15 protein-coding genes are annotated in these 20,967 nt (G+C 68.2%); 6 read left to right on the forward strand and 9 right to left on the reverse strand.

Going from position 1 to position 20,967, the window contains the following annotated elements; genetic code table 11:
* Positions 1-349: 349 nt before the first annotated feature.
* The 4 genes from M1203_RS27060 to M1203_RS27075 all read right to left on the reverse strand — a co-directional run bounded on the left by M1203_RS27060 (position 350) and on the right by M1203_RS27075 (position 4,800).
* The gene (locus M1203_RS27060) at positions 350-1,381 is read right to left on the reverse strand and encodes an aldo/keto reductase (protein WP_249952414.1); all 1,032 of its coding nucleotides are present in this window, start codon (positions 1,379-1,381) and stop codon (positions 350-352) included.
* 108 nt (positions 1,382-1,489) lie between these two features.
* A complete protein-coding gene (locus M1203_RS27065) occupies positions 1,490-1,912 on the reverse strand; it encodes a VOC family protein (protein WP_249952415.1) in 423 nt (140 codons plus the stop codon).
* A gap of 255 nt (positions 1,913-2,167) precedes the next feature.
* A complete protein-coding gene (locus M1203_RS27070; RefSeq protein ID WP_249952416.1) occupies positions 2,168-3,400 on the reverse strand; it encodes a serine hydrolase in 1,233 nt (410 codons plus the stop codon).
* A gap of 722 nt (positions 3,401-4,122) precedes the next feature.
* Positions 4,123-4,800 (reverse strand): TetR/AcrR family transcriptional regulator, encoded by a 678-nt coding sequence (locus M1203_RS27075; RefSeq protein WP_249952417.1) that lies wholly within the window; start codon positions 4,798-4,800, stop codon positions 4,123-4,125.
* Between the two features lie 24 nt (positions 4,801-4,824).
* On the opposite strand from M1203_RS27075, the gene M1203_RS27080 reads away from it, so the two are divergent.
* The gene (locus M1203_RS27080) at positions 4,825-5,088 is read left to right on the forward strand and encodes an SDR family oxidoreductase (protein ID WP_249952418.1); all 264 of its coding nucleotides are present in this window, start codon (positions 4,825-4,827) and stop codon (positions 5,086-5,088) included.
* A 71-nt stretch (positions 5,089-5,159) separates the two neighbouring features.
* Positions 5,160-6,224: an aldo/keto reductase gene (locus M1203_RS27085; protein WP_249952419.1), complete on the forward strand. Its 1,065-nt coding sequence runs from the start codon at positions 5,160-5,162 to the stop codon at positions 6,222-6,224.
* A 386-nt stretch (positions 6,225-6,610) separates the two neighbouring features.
* Here the strand turns inward: M1203_RS27085 and M1203_RS27090 are convergent, their stop codons facing one another.
* Complete coding sequence (locus M1203_RS27090) at positions 6,611-7,516, reverse strand: NADP-dependent oxidoreductase (RefSeq protein ID WP_249952420.1); 906 nt, start codon at positions 7,514-7,516, stop codon at positions 6,611-6,613.
* Positions 7,517-7,674: 158 nt separating this feature from the next.
* Here M1203_RS27090 and M1203_RS27095 point away from each other — a divergent pair, with 158 nt between their 5' ends.
* Positions 7,675-8,040 (forward strand): MerR family transcriptional regulator, encoded by a 366-nt coding sequence (locus M1203_RS27095; RefSeq protein ID WP_249952421.1) that lies wholly within the window; start codon positions 7,675-7,677, stop codon positions 8,038-8,040.
* Between the two features lie 411 nt (positions 8,041-8,451).
* Here the strand turns inward: M1203_RS27095 and M1203_RS27100 are convergent, their stop codons facing one another.
* Positions 8,452-8,772, reverse strand: a complete 321-nt coding sequence (locus M1203_RS27100) for a hypothetical protein (protein ID WP_249952422.1) — start codon at positions 8,770-8,772, stop codon at positions 8,452-8,454.
* A 247-nt stretch (positions 8,773-9,019) separates the two neighbouring features.
* On the reverse strand, positions 9,020-11,920 hold the full coding sequence (locus M1203_RS27105; RefSeq protein WP_249952423.1) for a glycoside hydrolase N-terminal domain-containing protein: 2,901 nt from the start codon (positions 11,918-11,920) through the stop codon (positions 9,020-9,022).
* A 400-nt stretch (positions 11,921-12,320) separates the two neighbouring features.
* Between M1203_RS27105 and M1203_RS27110 the strand changes: the two genes are divergently transcribed.
* Entirely contained in the window at positions 12,321-14,072 is a 1,752-nt protein-coding gene (locus M1203_RS27110) for a beta-galactosidase (protein ID WP_249952424.1), read from the forward strand.
* Positions 14,073-14,132: 60 nt separating this feature from the next.
* Here the strand turns inward: M1203_RS27110 and M1203_RS27115 are convergent, their stop codons facing one another.
* Together M1203_RS27115 and M1203_RS27120 are read right to left on the reverse strand one after the other, a co-directional pair.
* Positions 14,133-16,571, reverse strand: coding sequence for an RICIN domain-containing protein (locus tag M1203_RS27115; protein WP_249952425.1), 2,439 nt, complete (start codon positions 16,569-16,571; stop codon positions 14,133-14,135).
* A gap of 137 nt (positions 16,572-16,708) precedes the next feature.
* Positions 16,709-18,145: an RICIN domain-containing protein gene (locus tag M1203_RS27120; protein WP_249952426.1), complete on the reverse strand. Its 1,437-nt coding sequence runs from the start codon at positions 18,143-18,145 to the stop codon at positions 16,709-16,711.
* Positions 18,146-18,538: 393 nt separating this feature from the next.
* Between M1203_RS27120 and M1203_RS27125 the strand changes: the two genes are divergently transcribed.
* Together M1203_RS27125 and M1203_RS27130 are read left to right on the forward strand one after the other, a co-directional pair.
* The gene (locus M1203_RS27125; protein ID WP_249952427.1) at positions 18,539-19,522 is read left to right on the forward strand and encodes a LacI family DNA-binding transcriptional regulator; all 984 of its coding nucleotides are present in this window, start codon (positions 18,539-18,541) and stop codon (positions 19,520-19,522) included.
* A gap of 515 nt (positions 19,523-20,037) precedes the next feature.
* The gene (locus tag M1203_RS27130) at positions 20,038-20,964 is read left to right on the forward strand and encodes a carbohydrate ABC transporter permease (RefSeq protein ID WP_249952428.1); all 927 of its coding nucleotides are present in this window, start codon (positions 20,038-20,040) and stop codon (positions 20,962-20,964) included.
* Positions 20,965-20,967: the final 3 nt, after the last annotated feature.

The following is a 20,967-nucleotide window of genomic DNA, read 5'->3' on the forward strand; positions in this document are numbered from 1 at the left end:
GGGCAGTATGTGACCACAGTCAGGGGTCGCGCTGAACAGCAGTTTCATGGACATCCCCGGAGTTTTGCCGCATCGATTCGGTGACTGTGGAGCATGTGTGCCGGGCAGGACAACGAGCCCTGCCCGGGGCGGGCGCCATTCGTCCTACTCGATCGGGTCGAGGACATCGTTGCCCGGAATCTGCCGCAGGCAACGCCCCCTACGGCCCGTCCAGTTGTTTGGGTTTGAAGTCGGGCGGGCGGGATCGCAGCACGGTGAAGGGTTCCTGAGGATCCTGCGCCTGAGCAGATGCTGGCGGACGAGGGTTGCGCGATTGAGGGCACGGGCGGCAAGGACAGTCATGGCATCCTCACGCGACGGCTCGCTCGTGGGACGGCCGTCGGCGCAGGTCCGTGTCGGTGAGGGAGGGGGGTGTATAGGAGATGTCCAGCGGGCCGATGTCGGTGCCGGGTGGGACGATCGCGTCGATCTTGTCGAGTATGTCGTCGCCGAGGGTGAGGGTGGCGCCGGCGAGCAGGTCGTCCAGTTGGTCCATGGTGCGCGGGCCGATGATGGCGGAGGTGACGTCGGGATGACTGGTGGCGAAGGCCATGGCCAGGTGCGTGAGGGAGTGGCCGGCTTCTTCGGCGAGGGTGAGCAGCTGCTCGACCGCGTCGAGCTTGCGCTCGTCGGTGAGGTGCCGGGAGACCCAGTTCATGCGGGCGTTGTCCGGCCGCGGCGCGTTCTTGCGGTAGCGGCCGGTGAGCAGGCCCATGGCCAGCGGGCTCCACACCAGAACGCCCATGCCGTAGCGGTGGCAGGCGGGCAGGATCTCCCGCTCGATGCCGCGGTTGAGGATGGAGTAGGTGGGCTGCTCGGTGCGCAGGCGGTGAAGTCCACGCCGCTGGGACACCCACTGGGCTTCGACGATCTCCGAGGCCGGCAGGTTGGAGGAGCCGATCGCCCGGACCTTCCCGGCCCGTACGAGGTCGGTGAGCGCGGAGAGGGTCTCCTCGATGTCCGTGTACGGGTCGGGGTGGTGGATCTGATAAAGGTCGATGTAGTCGGTCCGCAGCCGCTTCAGCGAGCCCTCGACCGCCTGGACGACCCAACGCCGGGAGCTGCCGCCGCGGTTGGGGCCCTCGCCCATCGGTCCGTTGAACTTGGTCGCCAACACGACCTCGTCGCGGCGTCCCTTGAGGGCCTTTCCGACGATCTCCTCGGTCTCGCTGTAGCCGTAGACGTCGGCGGTGTCGACGAAGTTGATGCCCTCGTCCAGCGCCCGGTGGATCATGCGCACGCAGTCGTCGTGATCCGGATTGCCCATCTTGCCGAACACCATGGTGCCCAGGCAGTAGGCACTGACCTCGATGCCGGTCCGTCCCAGCTTCCGCATCCTCACGGTGCCCCGTTTCCTTCCGCTGCCGTACGTGTTCGGTGCCCGTGCCGTCCGGGCCGCCCGTGCGGCGGCGTCCCGGACGGCACGGGAATGTCAGGTGGGTCAGTTGGTTCAGCCGTTGTACGGAGCGGTGACGTCCAGGACCCAGGTGACGCCGAAGCGGTCGGTGAGCATGCCGTACAGCGGTGCCCACTGCGCGGGCTCCAGTGGACTCACGATGGTCGAGCCCTCGGCGAGCTTGCCCCACAGGGCGCTGATCTCCTCGGCTTCGTCTCCACGCACGGAGACGAAGAACGAGTTCTCGCCCTGGTTCCAGGGCAGTTGCGACGGCACGTCGTAGGCCATGACGTGGAAGCCGTTGTCGCCGACCACCTCGCCCCACATCACCCAGTCCGCCTCGTTCTCGTTCCGTACGGCGCCCGCGTCCTTGTAGGTGACGGCGACAGTACGTCCGCCGAAGACGGACTGGTAGAAGTCCAGCGCCTCACGTGCGATGCCCCGGAAGTTCAGGTGAGTGGTGGTCGTGACGGACATGACCTGCTCCTTGCCTCAATGTGACGAATATGTGCCGTCGGCCGTCGATGCCGAGCGGCGCTGCCGTGACCAGGGGCCATGCCTCCCGATCGGCTCGTACGCCACGATGGCAGAGGTAGCGGACAGGTGGTGTCCGGCACTCCGAGAAGCATGGGTGTCATGCGAAACGTCCGCCCGACCACTCGCGCTGCTCCCACTCCTTCAAACGCCCCCGCGCACGACACTGGCCGTGCATACGCGGAATCCCCCGGTAGCTCAGCCACCCGATCCCCCATCGACCGGGGCCCCGGTGATGGCCTGCATCTCCTGTCCGATCATCTCCTGCAGCGGCATGCCGTCGCGGTTGCTGAGGATGACACCGACCCAGCCGGTGTACGGGTAGATGTCCCAGTTGGCGCCGACACCGGGGTTCCCACCGGCGCGCTGGTAGATCCACTGGCCGTTGACGATGGAGACCGGAATCCCGTACGCCCCGAACGACGCCGGTCCATGGGGGACCTTGGCAGCGGTGAGCACGTCGGCCCAGGGCCGGTCCAACACCGTGCCGTCGCCCAGCGCACGCGCGAACCGGACCAGATCCGGCGCGGTGACGAAGCCACCGTCCCCAGGGGCATCGATGAAGGCGCGGCCCGGATTCTTGCCGAGTACGTGCGGGTCCGGGCTGCTCTGGTCCAGGTTGCGGACGGCGTCCACCACGCTCCCATCGGCCAACTCCATGTATGGGTGCGCGATGTGCTCGTCGGTGAGCCACTGTCGCCTGGTGCAGAACGCCGAGCCGGTCATGCCGCAGCGCCCGAAGATGTTCTCCTGCACGTAGTCCCAGTACGTCTTGCCGGTCACGGCCTCCACGATCAGCGCGGAGATGGTGATTTCCGCCTCCGCATGGGCGGTGTCAGGAATGCCCGGGACGCCCACCAGTTTCGCCTGCCGGGCCCGCTGCTCGTAGTACTCGTGCACCTCGTCCCGGCTCTGGAAGACGCGTTGCACGTCCTCCTCCGGGCTGTCCAGCCCGGAAGTGCCGGACAGCACGTGGTGGACCGTCACCTGATCGGCGATCTCCTTGGCGAAACCCTTCAGATGGGTGCCCACCGTGTCCGACAGCTTCACCTTGCCCTGCTGCGCCAACTGCAACATGGCCACCGCGCCGAACGGCTTGCCCGCCGAACTGAGGCTGAACGCGACGCCCTCGTGGTTGGCGATCCCCTTCTCCTTGTCGGCCATGCCGTAGCTGCGCGACAGCACCGTCCGGCCCCGGTGCGACAACAGCACCACGCCGGAGAACTTGCCCTCGGCGGCCAGCTTCGCCACATACCGGTCGTAGGCTCCGCCAGGCCGGGTCTCCGGCGGGATCGGGTCGGTTGGGGCCTGGTCTGCGTGGCCGGGCTGGGCGCCCACCAGCGACGCGCCTGCCATCACGCCGGCGGCCGTCAACCCGCCCCACCCGAGCAGCCGCCGCCGGTCGACACCCCGTACGGAATCCGAGTCCATGAGCACAATCCTTTCCCGATGAACGAACCGACCGTTGATGCACCGTGGTCCATTCCTCCACTGAAGACGGGAGACCGTTGCGGTGGCGTATGCGATTTCCGATACGTCCGCGCTACACATTCCCGGGAGACCACTGGTCGTCGTACCGAAGCCAGCCCGGCGCGAACGACCCGCTGAGCCTTCCGATTCCCGGTATCCGCGTAACGACTTCGCAGACTTCGTTGAACGCGCCCGTCCTGGTTGGTTGTCCGACGTTGGCCGTCCCGTTCGTGCCCCTGGGCCTGCGCTCCTCGGTGCCCCTGTTCGGCACCGATCTCTGGAACGGGCTCACTCACCGCGAACCGGCAGCGCACGCCGGGCTCCGTCTCGCGCATCCACGACATCGACGAAGCGCGCCAAAGAAGCGCGCCACATCGGCTACGTGAGAGACGAATCCGGTCGCCGTTGCGCAACGATGGGCACGCCGCCCCGCGCCGCCTTGGCTCAGGAAACGGGTGTGGGCAGCACCGAGGAGTCGCCGCTGCTCCAAATTCCCCGGATCTAACGCCTGGTGATTTTCCAGCCCTCGTCCGTGCAGCGGAGTGTGTCTTGACGTGCTCCCTGGCCTAAAGTCCAGGGATTCCGGCCTGGGTCGTCTGACCCTTCCGGGGGCTTCCTGCTTCGGACTCATCGGACTCGTCGGTGAAGGACATGATGGCCACGACCGGACCGAACACTTCCTCTCAGCGGGGCCTGAGTCCATCGACGACTACGGCCAGCATGCGGTCCAGTTGGGGGCGCTGCTCGGGCGCGCCGGCCACGGAGAGCAGACCGGCGAGGATGCCGCCGACGTCGATCGGGTCGATGTCGCTGCGCAGTTCTCCTGCCGCAGCCCCGGTCTTGAGCATCATCGCCAGAATCTGCTGGACCTCGTCGCAGACCGGTCCGGTGCCGAAGCGGCCGGAAGCGCTCATGGCGACCAGGGCTTCGCAGATGCCGCGTCGTTCGCCGGCCCAGTCGGCGAATCGGCGCATCCACGCATGGAGGGCCTGCGCGGGGGGCTCGGTGGCCAGCAGGGTGCGCGCGTCTTCGCGCAACGGGCGGATCTGGTCCCGGTAGACCTCTTCGACCAGGTCCTCGCGGGTGGGGAAGTGCCGGTACAGGGTGGCGTTCCCCACTCCCGCGCGCTTGGCGATCGCATCCAGCGAGATCGCGCTTCCGGATGCGAAGACTTCGGTGGCCGTGGCGATCAACTGCTCGCGGTTGCGCTGCGCGTCGGCGCGCAGCGTGTTGCGTGGAGGTGTCATGACCTTCGCGATCGTGAGTGTCGGACGGGGCTCGGGAACGAATCGGGGATGTCCCCGGTTCAGTGTACGGTGAGGCAAAGCGGGGAGGTCCCCGTTACGGGTGATCTCACCCATCGCTTCAGCGACGAAAGGTTTGGCATGCCTAACGTGCTCATCACCGGCGGGACGACCGGGATCGGCAGAGCGACGGCCGAGCTGCTGCACACCCGCGGCTACCAGGTCGCGGTCACCGGGCAGAATCCTGATTCCCTCGCACGGGCACGATCCGAACTCCCCGCCGACGTACTCGTCGTCCGATCCGATGCGGTCGCGGAAGTCGTCGCCTTCCTCGCCTCGGACGCCGCCGGCTACATCACCGGCCAGGGCGTCACCGTGGCCGGCGGCTACGGGCTCGGCGCCTGATGAACATCCACGGGCCCTCGACCGGCCCGCACGCAGCACACGCCAGGAACCACACCTCACAGGAGAACACGATGGCGCTCACGCTCGACACCTACCGGCAGCTTGGACGTTCCGGCCTGCGGGTCTCACCACTCGCGCTCGGCGCGGCCACCTTCGGCAACGACTGGGGCTGGGGCGCGGAGCAGGACGAGGCGCGGAAACTGTTCGACCTCTACGTCGAGCGCGGTGGAAACTTCATCGACACCGCGGTCACCTACACCAACGGCACCTCCGAGCGCATGCTCGGCGAGTTCGCCCGAAACCGACGCGACAGCCTCGTCCTGGCGACCAAGTACACGACGCTGCGCCGGCCCGATGACCCCAACTCCGGGGGCGCCGGCCGAAAGAGCCTGTTCGGCGCGGTCGAGACCAGCCTGCGACAGCTGAACACCGACTACATCGACCTGCTCTACCTGCACGTATGGGACTCCACCACTCCCGTGGAGGAGATTCTTCGCGGCCTGGACGATCTGGTGCGCCAAGGCAAGATCCTCTACGTCGCCATCTCCAACACCCCGGCCTGGCAGATCTCACGCATGCAGACGATCGCCGACCTGCGCGGCTGGTCGCCACTGACGGCGCTGCAATTGGAGTACAACCTGGTGGAACGCACCGGGGAGCGTGACCTGCTGCCGATGGCCCAGGAGCTGGGACTGGGAACCGTGCTGTGGTCCCCCTTGGCAGGTGGAGTCCTCACCGGCAAGTACAGCCGCCAGGACTTGACCGCACCGACGTCCGACCAGAGCGAGAGCGCCCGCAAGAGCTTCAACCTGGCCCTGGGCGGAGTGACCGAACGCAACCTCGCCATCGTGGACGTCGTCAAGGAGGTCGCCGCGGAACTGGGCAGTACGCCTGCACAGGTCGGACTCGCCTGGACCTTGCACAACCCACGGGTGACCGCGCCCATCGTCGGGGCGCGAACCGCCGAACAGCTGCGGGAGAACCTGGGAGCCCTCGACGTCGACCTCACCCCGTCACAGATGGCGCGCCTGGACGAGGTCAGCGCGATCGACCTCGGCTTCCCCCACGCCATGCTCGCCAGTGACCACATCCGCGTACAGACCCGCGGCGACCTGAAGATTCAGGCCCGCCGTTGACGGACGCGCGCGGGGCGCCGGCCCTCGCCCTCGCGCGCGCCCGCGCGAATGGCAATCCGTACGGCACCGGGGGCAGGGAGGACGCCGCGCAGGCAGCAGCCTTCGGCGATGGGGGCGTTGAGGTAGTACAGCAGGTGGCGGCTGACGCCTGCCTACTGCTCCCGGTCTTCGAGGTCGGTCATGAACTCATCCAGGCAGGACACGGGTTGTGCGGCTGGTTACGGCACAGGTCTCCGTCCTTGGTCTTGCGGAGACACTGCACGATGACGGTGAAGCGCACCTGAGCGGGCCTGCCGCCGGTCCTCACGGCAACGCCGTCGTACTCCGGACGCCCACGGGGCTTCCCGTGGCCGAACCCACGGGAAGCGCCGAACGGTGGGACAAGCTCAAACGCGGACCACGATCTTCCCCCGCGTGCGTCCGCGCTCGGCGTACGCGTGCGCTTCCGCGATCTGTTCGAGCGGGTAGGTCCGCTCGATGCGCGGTGTGTAGCGGCCCTGCCGGCCGAGTTCACCCGCTTCGGCGAGGAGCGTGGAATCGTTCTCCGCGTTGGCCAGATGCACGCCCAGGCGATGCGCGTTGGCGTGGTCGGCGATCGTCGACACGCGAGCAGGGTCGCCCACGATCGCGATGAGATCGCCCAAGGACCCCGAGGCCGCGGTGTCGAGCACGATGTCGACACCGTCCGGAGCCAGGGCGGCGAGTCGCTCCGCGAGGCCGGCGCCGTAGGTGGTGGGAACGGCTCCGAGGGAGGTGAGGAAATCGTGGTTGCGCTCGCTGGCCGTCCCGATCACAGTGGCGCCCTGAGCCACCGCGATCTCGACCGCGGCACTGCCCACGCCTCCGGCGGCGCCCTCGATGAGAAGGGTGCGCCCCCGCAGAGGCCCGAGCGCCTTCAGCCCGCCCATCCCGGTCACGGACGCCAGACCGGCACCGGCGGCCTCCTCGTCGGTCCATGTGGTGGGCGCGTGTGCCCAGGCCGAGAACACGGCCAGCTCCGCCGTCGCGCCGGTGACGCCGCCCAGCCCGAAGACACGGTCGCCAACGCTCACCCCCTGCACCCCCTCACCGATCTCGTCGACCACGCCGACGGCATCACGTCCGGGAATCGCGGGCAGATCCACGGAAAGCACCTCTCGCACCGCGCCGGAACGCACCTTCCAGTCGACGGGATTGACGCTGGCCGCCGCGACGCGGACGCGGATCTCGCCGGGCCCGGGATGCGGGTCCGGTACCTGTTCGACCACAAGAGTCTCCACACCGCCGTACTCGTGATAGCGGGCTGCGCGCATGACGTTCTGCCTTTCCACGTGGCCGGAACCGGCCGTTCGTGAGATCAGTGGGGTGAGTGGGGCGAATGTTCGGCGAGCGCCGACGCCCACTACGCTAAAACCTGACGTTGGTGTCAGGTGCAAGTCGGGCTGGTCGCCCGAACAGAGGAGGAGGACCGGTGCGCATCGGTGAGGTCGCCGACAAGGCGGGAGTGAGCGTTCGCGCGCTGCGCTACTACGAGGAACAGGATCTGCTCCCGGCCTACCGCAGCCCAGGCGGCCAGCGGCATTACCCCGACACGGCCGTCGGCCGAGTCCGGCTGATCCAACAACTGTATGCCGCGGGCCTCCCCAGCAGAGTGGTCCGCCAGGTGCTGCCGTGCGTGGACTCGGGTGAAGCGGCCCCGGCACTCCTGGGCCAGCTGACGGCCGAGCGTGTCCGCATCGACCAGCGGATCACCGACCTGCTCGCTGTGCGCGACCGGCTCGACGACGTGATCGCCATCACGCGCGACCCTGACGCCGACTGCTCTCACATGCGGTGAAGACCACGGCGAAGACCACTGCCGTAATGACCTCGGACGCCGCCGGACGAGGCCGAAACGCCTGGCCAGGTCCGTCTCAGTACGTGTGGTTCCGGGTACGTGTGGTTCCGGACGGGTGTCGTCGTCGGCTGTGCCCGGCCGTTCCCGGTCAAGCTCTGGCCGATTGCCTGTCCGGCGGTTTGAGCGGCTTCGATCACCTATTCGAGTCGTCGACGCGGAGATCTCCCCATACACGGAGGTCTCGATCACCACGGCGGACGGAACGGTCCTCGACGCCTCGTTGAGTGTCCCGCACGACCTCGCCCCCGGACAGAGCTGTCCGCGGTCGTCCTGCCCGCCCAGCTGATCAATATCGGGCAGCGGGCCGGCCGGCCGCAGGGCCTCGGGACGGATGAGCTCAGCCGCACCCGGTCACAGACCCGTGGCGTCCCTGGCCTTTTTCAGTACGGAGCCGATCGCGTCCACCGCGGCGTCGTGCCGCCTCGCGCGCGCCGCCCGGTCCGCCGGCACCAGCCGCGCGGCGGCCTGCACGGCATAGTCGTCCGGGGCTCCGAAAGCGGACTGCGGGTCCTCTCCCGTATCCGCGCAGTGCGTCGTGACCTCCTTGACCGCCTGGAGCACCACTGCCCGGTCCACGCCCGGCTGCATGGCAAGCCGTACCTGGAAACGCGCCATCCACTTCTCGCGGTCCTTCTCGCTCGCCGCGTCTGTTGTCGGGTCCTTCTTCGCCACGTGCTCTCCCGGGTGATGGCAGTCGTCCGTCATGGAAGTGGACGCCGGAAGATCGAAATGGGTTCCACAAAAGAGAAAGTGGGTTCCACAAAAGAGAACGTCACGGATCACCGGTCCCGGCACAGCTTCCATTCCCGCGCACACCCACGACAGCCTCCCTGACCTCGGCCCGGCGACCACCCTCGTCGTCATCGTTCTCGCGGACGCGTACTCGCTCCGCCACGAGGACAGGGGAAGGCCGTGGCGGTCAGAGGCCGGCGAGGAACCATTCCTGGCCGGCGGAACCTCGGAAGGGCATCTGGACGATCCTCGCGCCGTCGGCCGTCGAACCGTTCTCCACGTCCGCGTGCAGCCCACTGGTTCCGTTGACCAGTTGGTAGTGGCCCTCCGTCCCCCCGGGCAGCAGATTCCACCACTGGTTGGGGGCGTCCGTGTCCGTCCACTGGTCCAGGGGTCGACCGTGGTCCGTGGACGCCCCCGGGTTGTCGAGGACCTTGCCGCTGTTGACGTTGGCCAGGCGGAAGGATCCGTCGTAGTTCGGCAGCAGTCGCCACTTCTGGTTCGCACCGCCCGACCAGGGCCATTGGATGACGGATGCTCCGTTGCCGGTCGACTCGTCGGCCACGTCGAGGACCTTGCCGCTGGCGCGATTGATCACTCGGAAGGTCCCGGTGAGCAGACCGACGGTGACCTGGGTGCGGGACCCAGCGGTGAGGGACAGTTTCCTGGCGTGGTTGCCGAGCGGGGAAGCCGCCACGGGCGCCGCGGTGGTGAGCGATGTGATGCCGCGACGGCACACGAAGTCGAGAGTCTGGGCGATGTCCGAGACGAGGGTGACCGTGGCCGTACGGGCGGCGGTGTCCCACGTGAGGCTCTCGACGAGGACGCGGTTGCGGCCTCTCACACCGCGGATCGTGCCCCGTACGAGCTGATCGGGCAGGGCGGGCAGGATCTCCAGCAGGCCCGGCCTGGTGCAGACCAGGGACTCGGCGATGACCGCCGGAAGCGCGTTGGCCGCATCGCAGTTGTAGATATGCAGGTCGGGGTTGTGCGAGGTCACCAGCGAGCGCCACACCATGTTGCGGGCGAGGATCTTACGGATGTTGTCGTAGACGCCCGCTCCGTCCTTCAGGCGGCTCCAGGCCAGGGCGCGGTGGAGGCTGCCGTGGGCCGAATGGTTCTCGTCGCCGCGCAGTCTCAGCGCCTTGCGTGCCGCGAACACCAGGTCGGGCTTCTGCTCCGGGTTGATCTCGTGCAGCGGCCATGCTCCGTACAAGTGCTGGACATGCCGGTGGTTGTAGCGGTCGTTCAGGCCGGGCCAGGACCATTCGGCCAGGGCGCCGTCGCCGTTGACGCTGTAGTCGGGCAGCTTGGCCAGCAGGGCGGTCCAGCGTGCCACGCCCTGACCGGCGCCCTGCTCCGCGTTGAGCAGGTTCGCCGCGTCGACAGCCGCCTGCAGACCATGACGGCCCGCCATGATGTCGCCAGTGGCGTTGATGGAGAGCATCTGGCCTGTGTTGGAGGGCGAGTTCTCCATGGAGACCGACGGAACGAAGACCGCCCTGCCGTCGGCGTCGGTCCTGGTGAGGAAGTCCTCGTAGAACAGGGCGAGTTCCATCAGGGCCGGGCCGAGCTTGTCCCGGAGAAACGCTGTGTCGCCGGTCACCTGGTAGTACTCAAGGAGCGGGTACAGCATCCAATCGGCGCCGCCGGTCCAGCACTGGCCGGGAAAGTCCGTGGTGTTGAAGTGGAGCATGTGGCCGTGCTCGCCATCGGTACGGGACGGCGCGAGGAAGCCTCGGGTGCCGTACAGATCGGCAGCGTTCCGCCGCCAGTCGTCGAGCTGTCCCAGGACCAGGTCGAAGTAGCCCTGCATGGCCTTTCCGTGGTTCAGGATGTTGCCGCCGGCCACCTGGAGGTTGATGTTGGCGTCGGTGGTGAAGTCGTCGGCCCAGGCACCGTTCCAGCTGCCCGACCAGATGCCCGTCAGCCGCGGGGGCAGTACTCCGCTGGAGCTGACGAAGAGGTACCGCCCGCTGTCGTACATCCGCTCAAGGAGCGCGATGTCGACAACCGACCGGTCGTTGTTCTGCCGTGCGGTCAGCTCGGACGTGGACAGTTGACGGTCGGCCGCGGAAACGCCGAGGTCCAGACTCGAACCGTCGAACATCGCCTGGTGCAACGGCGAGTGCCGCCCCAGAAGGGTGGTGTAGCCGGTGGGGAGTGCGGCAAGTGCGGCGTGCAGTGGCTTGGCGTTCCAGTCGCCGGCGTTCTCGTACCGCCCCAGTTTGGTCAGCAGGAGCACCTTGGCCGCGCGGGAGACGACCAGGGTGTCACCGCTGACCGACACCGAGGCCATGCTGCCCGTGGCCACGACCCTGGTGACGCCCTCGTATCCGTACGCCCCCTGGCCTGACGGATAAGTGCCACGCAGGTTGAGGTAGCCCTGCCCGCCGGAGGCGGTGGCGATCGTGGTGAAGGAGACGTCGCCGGAAACGCCCTCAAGTTCGGTGTTCACCGTGAGCGTGGTGTCCACTGTCCGGCCGCCGGCAGGGAGCAGTTCGTGCACGATGACCTTGTCGGCCCGGGAGACGAAGGCGCGCCGCTTCCAGATGCCGGCGCTGTCGGTCCACGTGTGAGTGACCTCGCCGGTGCGGAAGTCGGTGATCCTGGCGTAGTCGTTGGAGGTGGTTGCGCCGGGCGTGCTGAGCCGCAGCTCGTATCCGGGGTGGAAGGTCTGGGTCCAGTGCAGGGACCAGCCCTCGGCGAAGGTCCCGGCGGCGCCCCAGTAGTCGCCTGCCAGAGCCATGTCCCGTACCGCGTCCAGACGGTCGGCCAGGACGGGAGGCGTCACGTCGCGGGTGGCGTTCGGCAGCACGAAGCGGTGGTGGTTGAGAACGATCTTTTCCAGTGTCGGTGTCCCGTGGAGCACCGCGCCGTACTCACCGTTGCCGGTGACGAAACCGTCGGTCCACGACGACGCCGGAACGGTGTCATATATGCCCCGCTGCGGCAGCGTCACCTGGGGCGGAACGGCGGCTGCGGCGTGCGTGGACAGGATTCCGCCGGGCAGCACCGCCGCGCCGGCGGTGAGGGCGGCCGCGGTGAGGAAAACTCTGCGGTCGAGCGGGCTGTCGGGAGAGGACATGGCGTGACTCCTTGGGCCAGGAGAACGGCGGGGCACAGCACCGGGGCGGCGGTGAGCGGCGGCGAGTGAGGTCAGGTCCGCGTCGGCTCGCCTACGGTGGGAACGTAAACACGCGGAGCGTGAATCACACTGCCGTGCGCCGGGCCAGTGCAGCACGCGGCATGACAACGCGTCAATATCTGTGCGGTCCTGTTAATTCTTGGGGAACTTACGGAACCCGTCATGGTCCGGCCAGTTCCGCTGCCGCCCTTGGCCGATCGGCCCGGTCGTGGCCCGGTAGCGGATGTCCGCCGCCCGGAGGCTTGCCACACCCCGTGTGTTCACGTAAACATACTGAGGCCAGGCTCTTCTCGTCACCGCGACAGCGCGCCTCACTCCCCGGCACAGGAGCATCCCGTACATGTCTCTTCTCCAGATCGACGACGACGGCTTCACCCTCGATGGCGAGTCGTTCCGGCTCCTGTCCGGCGGGCTGCACTACTTCCGCGTCCACCCCGAACTATGGGCGGACCGGCTGCGCAAGGCCCGCCTCATGGGGCTCAACACCGTGGAGACCTACGCCCCCTGGAATCTGCACCAGCCGCGGCCCGACAGTTTCAGCCTGGACGGCGGCCTCGACCTGCCCCGCTTCCTCGACCTCGCGGCGGCGGAGGGCCTGTACGTACTGCTCCGACCCGGCCCGTACATCTGCGCCGAGTGGGAGGGCGGCGGTCTCCCGTCCTGGCTGCTCGCCGAACCGGACATACGGCTGCGCTCCCGCGACCCCCGTTTTCTCGCCGCGGTCGACGACTACTTCGACCGCCTGCTCACCCCGCTCCGGCCCTACCTGGCTTCCCGCGGCGGCCCCGTCCTGGCCGTACAGGTGGAGAACGAGTACGGGGCGTACGGCGACGACACCGGCTATCTGGAGTATCTCGCCACCTCACTGCGCCGCTGCGGTATCGATGTTCCCCTCTTCACCTGCGACCAGCCCGCCCACCTGGAACACAACGCGCTGCCGGACATCCTCGCCACGGCCAACTTCGGCAGCCACTCCACCCAGGGTCTGGCCGCCCTGCGGGCCCGGCAGCCGAAGGGGCCCCTGATGTGCACCGAGTTCTGGATCGGCTGGTTCGACCGCTGGGGCGCGCACCACGTGGTGCGTGATCCCGACCACGCGGCCCGGGAGCTGGACGAACTCCTCGCCACCGGGGCCTCGGTCAACTTCTACATGTTCCACGGCGGTACGAACTTCGGGTTCACCAACGGCGCCAACGACAAGCACACCTACCGCCCCACCGTGACGTCGTACGACTACGACGCCCCGCTGGACGAAGCCGGCGACCCCACCGCCAAGTACGCTGCTTTCCGCGACGTGATCGCCAAGTACGCCCCCGTACCGGAGGGCCCCGTCCCCCCGCCCGGTCCCAAGCTCGCCCCGCGCACCGTGCCTCTGACCGAGAGCGCGGGCCTGCTGGCGCATGCCTCGCTCCTCGGGAACGCTGTCGACGCGCGCCGGCCTCTCACGATGGAGGAGTTGGAGCAGGACTTCGGTTTCGTCCTGTACGAGACCGACCTGCCGCTCAAGGGCCCGGCCCTCCTGGAGGTCGAGCAGGTCCGCGACCGCGCTCAGGTGTTCGTCGACGGGCAGCCCATCGGCGTCCTTGAGCGCGAGAACCACGAGCACGCCCTCGCCTTCACGGTGCCCCGGGCGGGCAGCACGCTCGCCGTCCTCGTCGAGAACCAGGGTCGGGTGAACTACGGGCAGGGCATCCACGACCGCAAGGGCCTGCTGGGGACGGTCCTCCTCAACGGCGCCGAACTCGCGGGCTGGACCAGCCGGCCTCTTCCCCTTGTCTCCCTGAAGGACGTCCCCTTCGCTCCCGTTGCCACGTTTCCCGTCGGACCCGCTTTCCACCGGGGTACCTTCGAGGTGACCGACCCGGCCGACACCTTCCTGCGCCTCGACGGCTGGACCAAGGGCAACGCCTGGGTCAACGGGTTCGCGTTGGGCCGCTACTGGTCGCGCGGCCCTCAGCGGTCTCTGTATGTGCCGGCTCCGGTGCTGCGCGCCGGAGCCAACGAGATCGTCGTGCTGGAGCTCCACGCCGCGCACCGAGCCCGTACGGTCCAGTTCAGCGCCACGGCCGATCTCGGACCCACCGAGGAGTAGGTCGCGGGCACGCGAAGGAGCCGGGATCCAGCCTCTCGATGGGATCCCGGCTCCTTGGCGTCAGCCCTGCCGGAGCCGCTGAGCGGCGGTGCCGTCACAGGTTCGCTGAACGACAGCCGCACCCTCCGCGATGGAGGCGCCGCCCACTTCCAGGCACTTGGCGCTGTGCCGGGCCGTCAGGGTGAAGAACCCGCCGCCGGCACTTCGGACCGCCCATTCCTGGTTGCGGCCTCCGTTGCAGGAGTATTGGAAGACACTGGCGCCGTCGCTCGTCGACAAACCGCTCACATCGAGGCACTTGCCGCTGTGGCGGGCGACAACGTTCACGTATCCACCGCCGATGGAGCGGAGCGACCACTGCTGGTTGGTGCCGGCGTCGCAGCCGTACTGGACGACGGCCGCGCCGTCGTCGGAGGCGGCGCCACTGACGTCGAGGCACTTGGAGGTGTGCCGGAAGGCCAGGGTCTTCCAGGCGTCCGGTGCTGTGCTCGGGAAGGTCCAGGACTGGTTGCCGCCGGTGGTCGGCTGATGGACCCCGACCGGCGCCCCTTCATCGGTCGAGGCGCCGGCGACGTCCAGGAGCTTGCCTCCGGCCGCATTGATCAGGGTGTTGTGGCCGTCGCCGGTGGTCGAGCGGATCCACTGCTGTGCGGTGGACGACCCGGGCGGTGCGAAGGTGAGGGCGCCGTTGGAGACGGCGAGCGCCTTGCCGGTCTTGTTGTTGGTGACGCGGTAGGCGGCGGTGTTGCCCCAGTCGGAGGCGACCAGCTTGGTGAAGGTCCACTGCTGCGCGGTGTCCGCCGGGGCGGACGTGCGTTGCACCACGGTGGTCTTGCCGTTGACGGTTGCCACGGCGAGCGCCTTGCCGCTGTTGTCATTGAGCAGCTGGCGTGGTGAGCCGGTGGGCGCGGTGGTCGCCGCCGTGTTCACGCCGGTGACGGTGGGCAGGACGAACGTGGTGACGGAGCCGGGCCCTACGGTGGTCTTGAGCGTCCGGCCGAGCACTGCCGCGTCGCTGTCGCGTTGGAGGTTCTTGGTGCCGTCGGTCGTCCACCGCTCGACGGGCCCGTTCGATGCCGTCCGGAAGCCATCAAGGTTCAGGGTGAGTTCGCGCGCCTCGCCGGACGGGTTGGTGTGGACCACCACCACACCGTTCCCGCCCGGTCGCACCGCCGCCAGGGTCTGCGGGTCGTCGGTGGCGAGGATGCGCGCGCCGGGGCGGACAAAACGGCTGTAGTTCGCCATCGCCCAGTACTTCTTGTTCTTGCGCAGTGGTTCGGTGGCCGCGTCGTCCGGGGTGAAGTCGGTCTGTATGAGGCCCCAGTTCGCGTTCTCGTGGCCCGGGGTCATGTTCTCGTAGTCCTCGACGGCCTGCCACAGGACCCAGGCGCGCGGCTCCAGCTCTCTGATGTCATCGTTGACGCGCTGGGCAAGGTCGAGAGCGGGGCTCATGTCGGTGAAGCTCTGGGGGACACTGCCGCCGATGTCCACCTCGGACATCCACAGAGGCTTGGTCTCGCCCTTGGCGATGTCCCGGACCCCGGTACGCCCGTTCGTCCCGTAGGTGTGCGTGTTGAGCCGGCCCACCGTCTCGCGGACGTCGGTGGCGTACGACTCCCAGTCGGAGCGGAACTTCCCCGGGTTCGTCTCGTCCATGGCGGCGATCGGGGTCGTCATGCCCTCGGCGTCGAGCGCGGCGCGCAGCGTGGTGATCATGCGGGCCTGGGACGCCGGGTCCCAGTGCGAGCCCTCCTGGCGGCCGCCCGCGTGCCAGTAGTCCGTGTCGGGCTCGTTGACCGGCGAGACGGAGTCGAAGGTGACGCCGGTGGCGGACTGGGCCCGTTGGAGGGCGCCGGTGAGGTAGCCGGCGAAGCGGTCGTACTGGTCGGAACGGAGGTTGTCCTGCCGGCCGTTGACCGCGCCCGAGACCAGGCCGCTGTTGGTCATGAAGTACGGCGCCGAGTTGGAGAAGGCCTCGAAGGTGGTGGCTCCGCGTTCCTTCGCGGCCGTGAGCCACCAGCGCTGGTTGGCGTCGGCGCCGGGGTTCCAGTGGTCGGCACGGTTCGGGTCCCACCAGTCGGGGGTCTCGGGGCCGGGCCGGTTCCAGTAGCCGGGGACGGCCGCGCCGGCCCGCATATAGGGGGTGGTTTCGGGGCTGTCACCGCCGCCGATGTTGTAGCGGGCGATCGTGAGGCCGAGGCCGTCGGCACCGTAGAGGGCGTCGGCGAGTGCGTTGCGCTGCGCGTCCGGCCATCCTCCGGTGACGTTGGCAAACCAGGCGAGGGAGGTTCCCCATCCCTCGAAGGACGGATGCTGGTAGCTGGGGTCGAGGCGAACGGTCAGCGCCGCGGTGGGGGTCTCGGCGGCGCTCGCCGGCGACGAGCCGTGGCCGACAGCTGTGACGGCTGTCGCGACGAGGGCCGTGGCGGCGCCGAGGGCGGCCAGGCTCCTGGGGAGCCGGGACCGGGCCGACGCCGATCGGTTGCGGGTGGGGAACACGACCTGCTCCTTCTAGGGATGGGGGTTGGGGATGCGGTTCTCGCCGCAGCGCCTCCTGGCCGGGGCCAGGAGGCGCGGGTGAGTGGGGCCGGGGACGCGGTGCCCGCCCCTCGCCGGTCTCACGGCGGGTGGCTCGGTCAGGCTGCCGAGCGCTGCCATTTCTGGTTGTCGCCCGTGTTGCACGTCCACTGCTCAAGGGCGGTTCCGTCGGCTGTCGACTGGTTGACGACGTCGAGGCACTTGCCACTGTGCCGAGCAATGAGCTGGACGTACCCGGGGACGTCGGTCGTGCGGACCTTCCACTGCTGGGAGGCCGAGCCGTCGCAGGTGTTCTGCACGGCGAACGCGCCGTCCGTGGTCGAGGCACCGGCGACGCCGAGGCACTTCCCGCTGTGCCGGGCCATGATCTGGACGTAGTCAGTACTCAGCTTCTTCATCCAGAAGTGCTGGTTCACGCCGCTGCCGCAGCCCCACTGGACCACCTGTGCGCCCTCTGCGGTGTCGAAGTTCGCCACGTCGGCGCACTTACCGCTGTTGCGAGCGGTCAGCGTCTCCCAGGGCACGTTCATTCCGCTCACGGTCCCCGCGGCGGTGTTGATGGTGATCCGCGGGGAGTAGTCCATGGTCATCGTGGTGCTGGTGGGGAAGTCGAGCGGAAGCCAGACGTACTGGGAGTCGTTCACCGTACCGCCCATGGAGTTGCCCCAGCGGTCTCCCATATAGAGGAAGCCGGTGCCCTTGGTGCCCTGGACAGGCAGGACGTAGGCGGTCTGGCTGCGATAGGTCGTCGGGTCTCCGATGTCCTTCAGATCGGTCCAGGTACCGGTGACGCTGCTGGCGGTGGCGTACTTCTGCTGGTTCGGGGCCCATCCGGTGGCGCCGGAGGTCAGGAGGAAGTACACACCGCCGCGCTTGAACATGGCGGGGGCCTCGCGCCACTGGCCCGGCCACAGCTTCTGGACCTGGGACTCCACCGCGGTGTAGTCCGGGGTCAGGCGGTAGACGTGCAGATCGGCGTTCTCATTGGCGGCTGAGATCATGTAGCCGGTGCCGTCGGTGTCGACGAAGGTCGTGATGTCCCGGGACATATGGCCCAGGGGCCGGAAGCTGCCGCGCCAGGTGTAGTCGCCGTCCACCGTGGACGACACGGCGACGGCGGCGCGCGCCTCCCCGTAGTCGGAGCCGTTCTCCTTGTGCATCCACATCACGAACTGGTTCGTGGAGCTGTTGTACACGACCTTGGGCCGCTCGATGTTGGCCCGGTCGAGCTCCGGATCGGAGGCCTCGCTCAGAACGTGGTTACGGAACTCCCAGGTCTTCAGGTCAGTGGAGCGGTACGCAGAGACGTACCGGAAGGAGTTGTCGGTGTTTCTGTCCTCTCCGAACCAGTAGTAGTACTGACCGACCTTGACCACACCGCCGCCATGAGCGTGCACGGGATTGCCGGCCGGGTCGGTGAACTGCGTGCCGTTGGCGATGGGTGCCGGGGCGGCGTGGGCGGCGCCCCCGGCGGTGAGCAGGGAGAAGAGGAGGGCACAGAGAAGTGCCGCCGTCCCGGAGATCTTCAGTCGCATATCGCGATGCCTCGTGGTGTCTCGTCGGACTGGGGATTCCGCGCAAGCAGCGCGGGCAGACGACCGCCCTCGGGGAGTGGGGAGTGCGGAGTGGCAGGGAGTCGAGGGGATGGCCGTTCGGACCGTGTTGGCACCACCGTCTACGAAATGTTTTCGTAAACACGATGTAGCCGGAAGTTTGGAAGGGGCGTGGAAGCCTGTCAAGGATTCGGACGGAAGCGATCGAGAGCGATCGCGGCTTTGACCCGACGCGCCTGTTTGCGTCAACATGACTCCATGGGGTGCGTCGCGTGTGTGCCGTGCGCCCACAGAGCCTCGGGGAAGGAACGGTCGAAGGTGGCGGACAAGGCAACAAGGACGCCCCGCTCGCGCCCGCCTCGGAAGTGGCCCTCCATGGCAGAGGTCGCGGCCAGGGCAGGCGTGTCCTCACAGACCGTCTCGCGTGTGGCGAACAATCACGACAACGTGGACGAGACGACGCGCACGAAGGTTCTGGCCGCGATGCAGGAGCTCGGCTACCGCCCCAACGCGGCGGCACGGGCACTGGTGACGGGCAAGTTCGGGGCGATCGGCGTGGTCAGCTTCGACGTGGGTGCGCACGGCAACGCCCGTACGCTCGGCGCCATCGCGGACGCGGCGCGCGAGGCGGGCTTCTCCGTCAACTTCATGGGAATCCGGGCACAGACCGAGGCCGCCGTGCGGCAGGCCTTCCGCCATCTCATGCTGCAGTCCGTCGACGGCATCGTGCTGGTCGAGTCGAAGATGCTCGACACTCCGTCGCTGCATCTGCCGCCCACGATGCCGGTGGTCGTCGCCGATGGCGACACCGGGCACCAGTACCCGAACGTCGACTTCGACCAGGCCCGCGGCACTCAGAGCGTGGTCAGCCATCTGCTGGAGCTCGGCCACCGCACCGTCTACCACGTCAGCGGCCCGAGCGACTCCTTCGCCGCCCGCCGGCGCGCCGAAACGTGGGAGCGTACGCTCATCGCGGCCGGCGCCCCGGTACGTCCCACTCTGCACGGGGACTGGACCGCCGAATCGGGCTACCAGGCCGGCCGGACGCTGGCTCAGATCCCGGATGCCACGGCGGTCTTCGCGGCGAACGACCAGATGGCGCTCGGGGTACTGCGGGCCATGCACGCGGCGGGGCGGTCGGTACCGGACGAGTTCAGCGTCGCGGGTTTCGACGATGTACCCGAAGCGCCGTTCTTCGAGCCGCCACTGACCACGGTGCACCAGGACTTCGACGTGGTGGGCCGACACTGCGTGACCCTGTTGCTGGAACAGATCGAACGCCGCGGGGGCGGCCACCGGCGACTCGCCGTGGAACCCACCCTCGTGGTGCGGGCCAGCACGGCACCACCGCCCGCCTGAACACATTCCAGGACCTTGACGGCGCTACGGGTCCACCCGCGCGCACCCGTCGGGCGACCGGCGTCCGCTCCGTTCCACCATCGGGCCTGAGCGTCCTCCCCTGCCCGCACGCGGAAGATGCCCGGCCATGTGCCAGGGCGTTCACACCGCCGTTCCCGTCTCGCGCTTGCCATGCGCACACGCCTGGGGCCGGCCCGGTCGCGGTGCCCCTGTTCGACATGCCGGCGCATCTCATCGGTCCGCGGGCCCACTGCCTCGGTGTGTCAGCCCATCCGTACGCGATAGCGCGGGCGACACACCTCGACGGACCAGCATTTCCCGGTTCAGCACCAAGTCCCGCTTGATCGCTGTGTCCTTGCGCTTGACGCCCATCTGACGGTGGTGCAACCATCATGCCACTCGATGATTACGTAAACATCACTCGTCGGCTCAGCCGTAACCCGGCCTTCCCGTCCAAAGCCTTTGCCTACTCCGCCCCGTTCCCGACCAGTCGGTCACCGACGCAAGGAACCACCATGACGCTCCTGACGACTTCCGCGCAGGCGGCCCCACCGCCCCGCCGACGAGCCCGCTTCCGTCGTCGGAAGGAGGCCCTGGTGGGCTGGGGCTTCATCGGCCCGTTCGTCGCGGTCTTCGGCCTCGTGTTCCTCGCCCCGATCGGCTATGCGCTGTACCTGAGCGTTCTCCGGGACCGGCTCATCGGGGGCACTTCCTTCGTCGGCCTCGACAACTACGGTGAGGCGCTCACAGATCCCCGGTTCTGGGAGGGGCTGGTCCGCGTGGGCCTCTTCCTCCTGGTCCAGGTACCGATCATGCTCGGCATCGCACTTCTCGTCGCCCTGGCGATCGACAGCGGCCGGCTCTACGGCACGGCGTTCTTCCGCGTCTCGATCTTCCTCCCGTACGCCGTTCCCGCCGTTGTGGCCAGCCTGATCTGGGGCTTCATCTACGGCACTCGTTTCGGCCTTGTCGGCAACATCAACGACACCTTCGGAGTGGATCTACCCGATCCGCTCTCCCCCTCCCTGGCCCTCGCCGCCATCGGCAACATCGTGACCTGGGAGTTCGTCGGGTATAACATGCTGATCTTCTACTCCGCGCTCAAGGTCGTCCCGCGCTCGCTCTACGAAGCCGCGGCGATCGACGGCGCAAGCGAGTGGCGCGTCGTGGCGTCGATCAAACTGCCGGCCATCCGCGGCGCGCTCGTCATCGCAACGATCTTCTCGATCATCGGCAGCTTCCAGCTGTTCAACGAGCCGAGCATCCTCCAGAAGCTCGCCCCCAACGCCATCACCAGCGACTTCACCCCCAACCTCTACACCTACTCGCTGTCCTTCTCGGGCCAGCAGCACAACTACGCGGCGACCGTGGCCATCGTGATGGGCGTGATCACCGCGATCATCGCCTACGCGGTCCAACTGCGCGGCATGCGGAAGGGCTGAGCC

This window comes from Streptomyces sp. 35G-GA-8, assembly GCF_023534745.1.
Classification (GTDB): domain Bacteria; phylum Actinomycetota; class Actinomycetes; order Streptomycetales; family Streptomycetaceae; genus Streptomyces.

Bases quoted from the DNA above. Each gene is read 5' to 3' on its own strand.
- M1203_RS27065 (WP_249952415.1), bottom strand. From the start codon at position 1,912: ATGTCCGTCACGACCACCACTCACCTGAACTTCCGGGGCATCGCACGT.
- M1203_RS27090 (WP_249952420.1), bottom strand. From the start codon at position 7,516: ATGCGCGCAGCCCGCTATCACGAGTACGGCGGTGTGGAGACTCTTGTG.
- M1203_RS27075 (WP_249952417.1), bottom strand. From the start codon at position 4,800: ATGGGTGAGATCACCCGTAACGGGGACCTCCCCGCTTTGCCTCACCGT.
- M1203_RS27110 (WP_249952424.1), top strand. From the start codon at position 12,321: ATGTCTCTTCTCCAGATCGACGACGACGGCTTCACCCTCGATGGCGAG.
- M1203_RS27120 (WP_249952426.1), bottom strand. From the start codon at position 18,145: ATGCGACTGAAGATCTCCGGGACGGCGGCACTTCTCTGTGCCCTCCTC.
- M1203_RS27105 (WP_249952423.1), bottom strand. From the start codon at position 11,920: ATGTCCTCTCCCGACAGCCCGCTCGACCGCAGAGTTTTCCTCACCGCG.
- M1203_RS27085 (WP_249952419.1), top strand. From the start codon at position 5,160: ATGGCGCTCACGCTCGACACCTACCGGCAGCTTGGACGTTCCGGCCTG.
- M1203_RS27130 (WP_249952428.1), top strand. From the start codon at position 20,038: ATGACGCTCCTGACGACTTCCGCGCAGGCGGCCCCACCGCCCCGCCGA.
- M1203_RS27070 (WP_249952416.1), bottom strand. From the start codon at position 3,400: ATGGACTCGGATTCCGTACGGGGTGTCGACCGGCGGCGGCTGCTCGGG.
- M1203_RS27080 (WP_249952418.1), top strand. From the start codon at position 4,825: ATGCCTAACGTGCTCATCACCGGCGGGACGACCGGGATCGGCAGAGCG.
- M1203_RS27125 (WP_249952427.1), top strand. From the start codon at position 18,539: ATGGCAGAGGTCGCGGCCAGGGCAGGCGTGTCCTCACAGACCGTCTCG.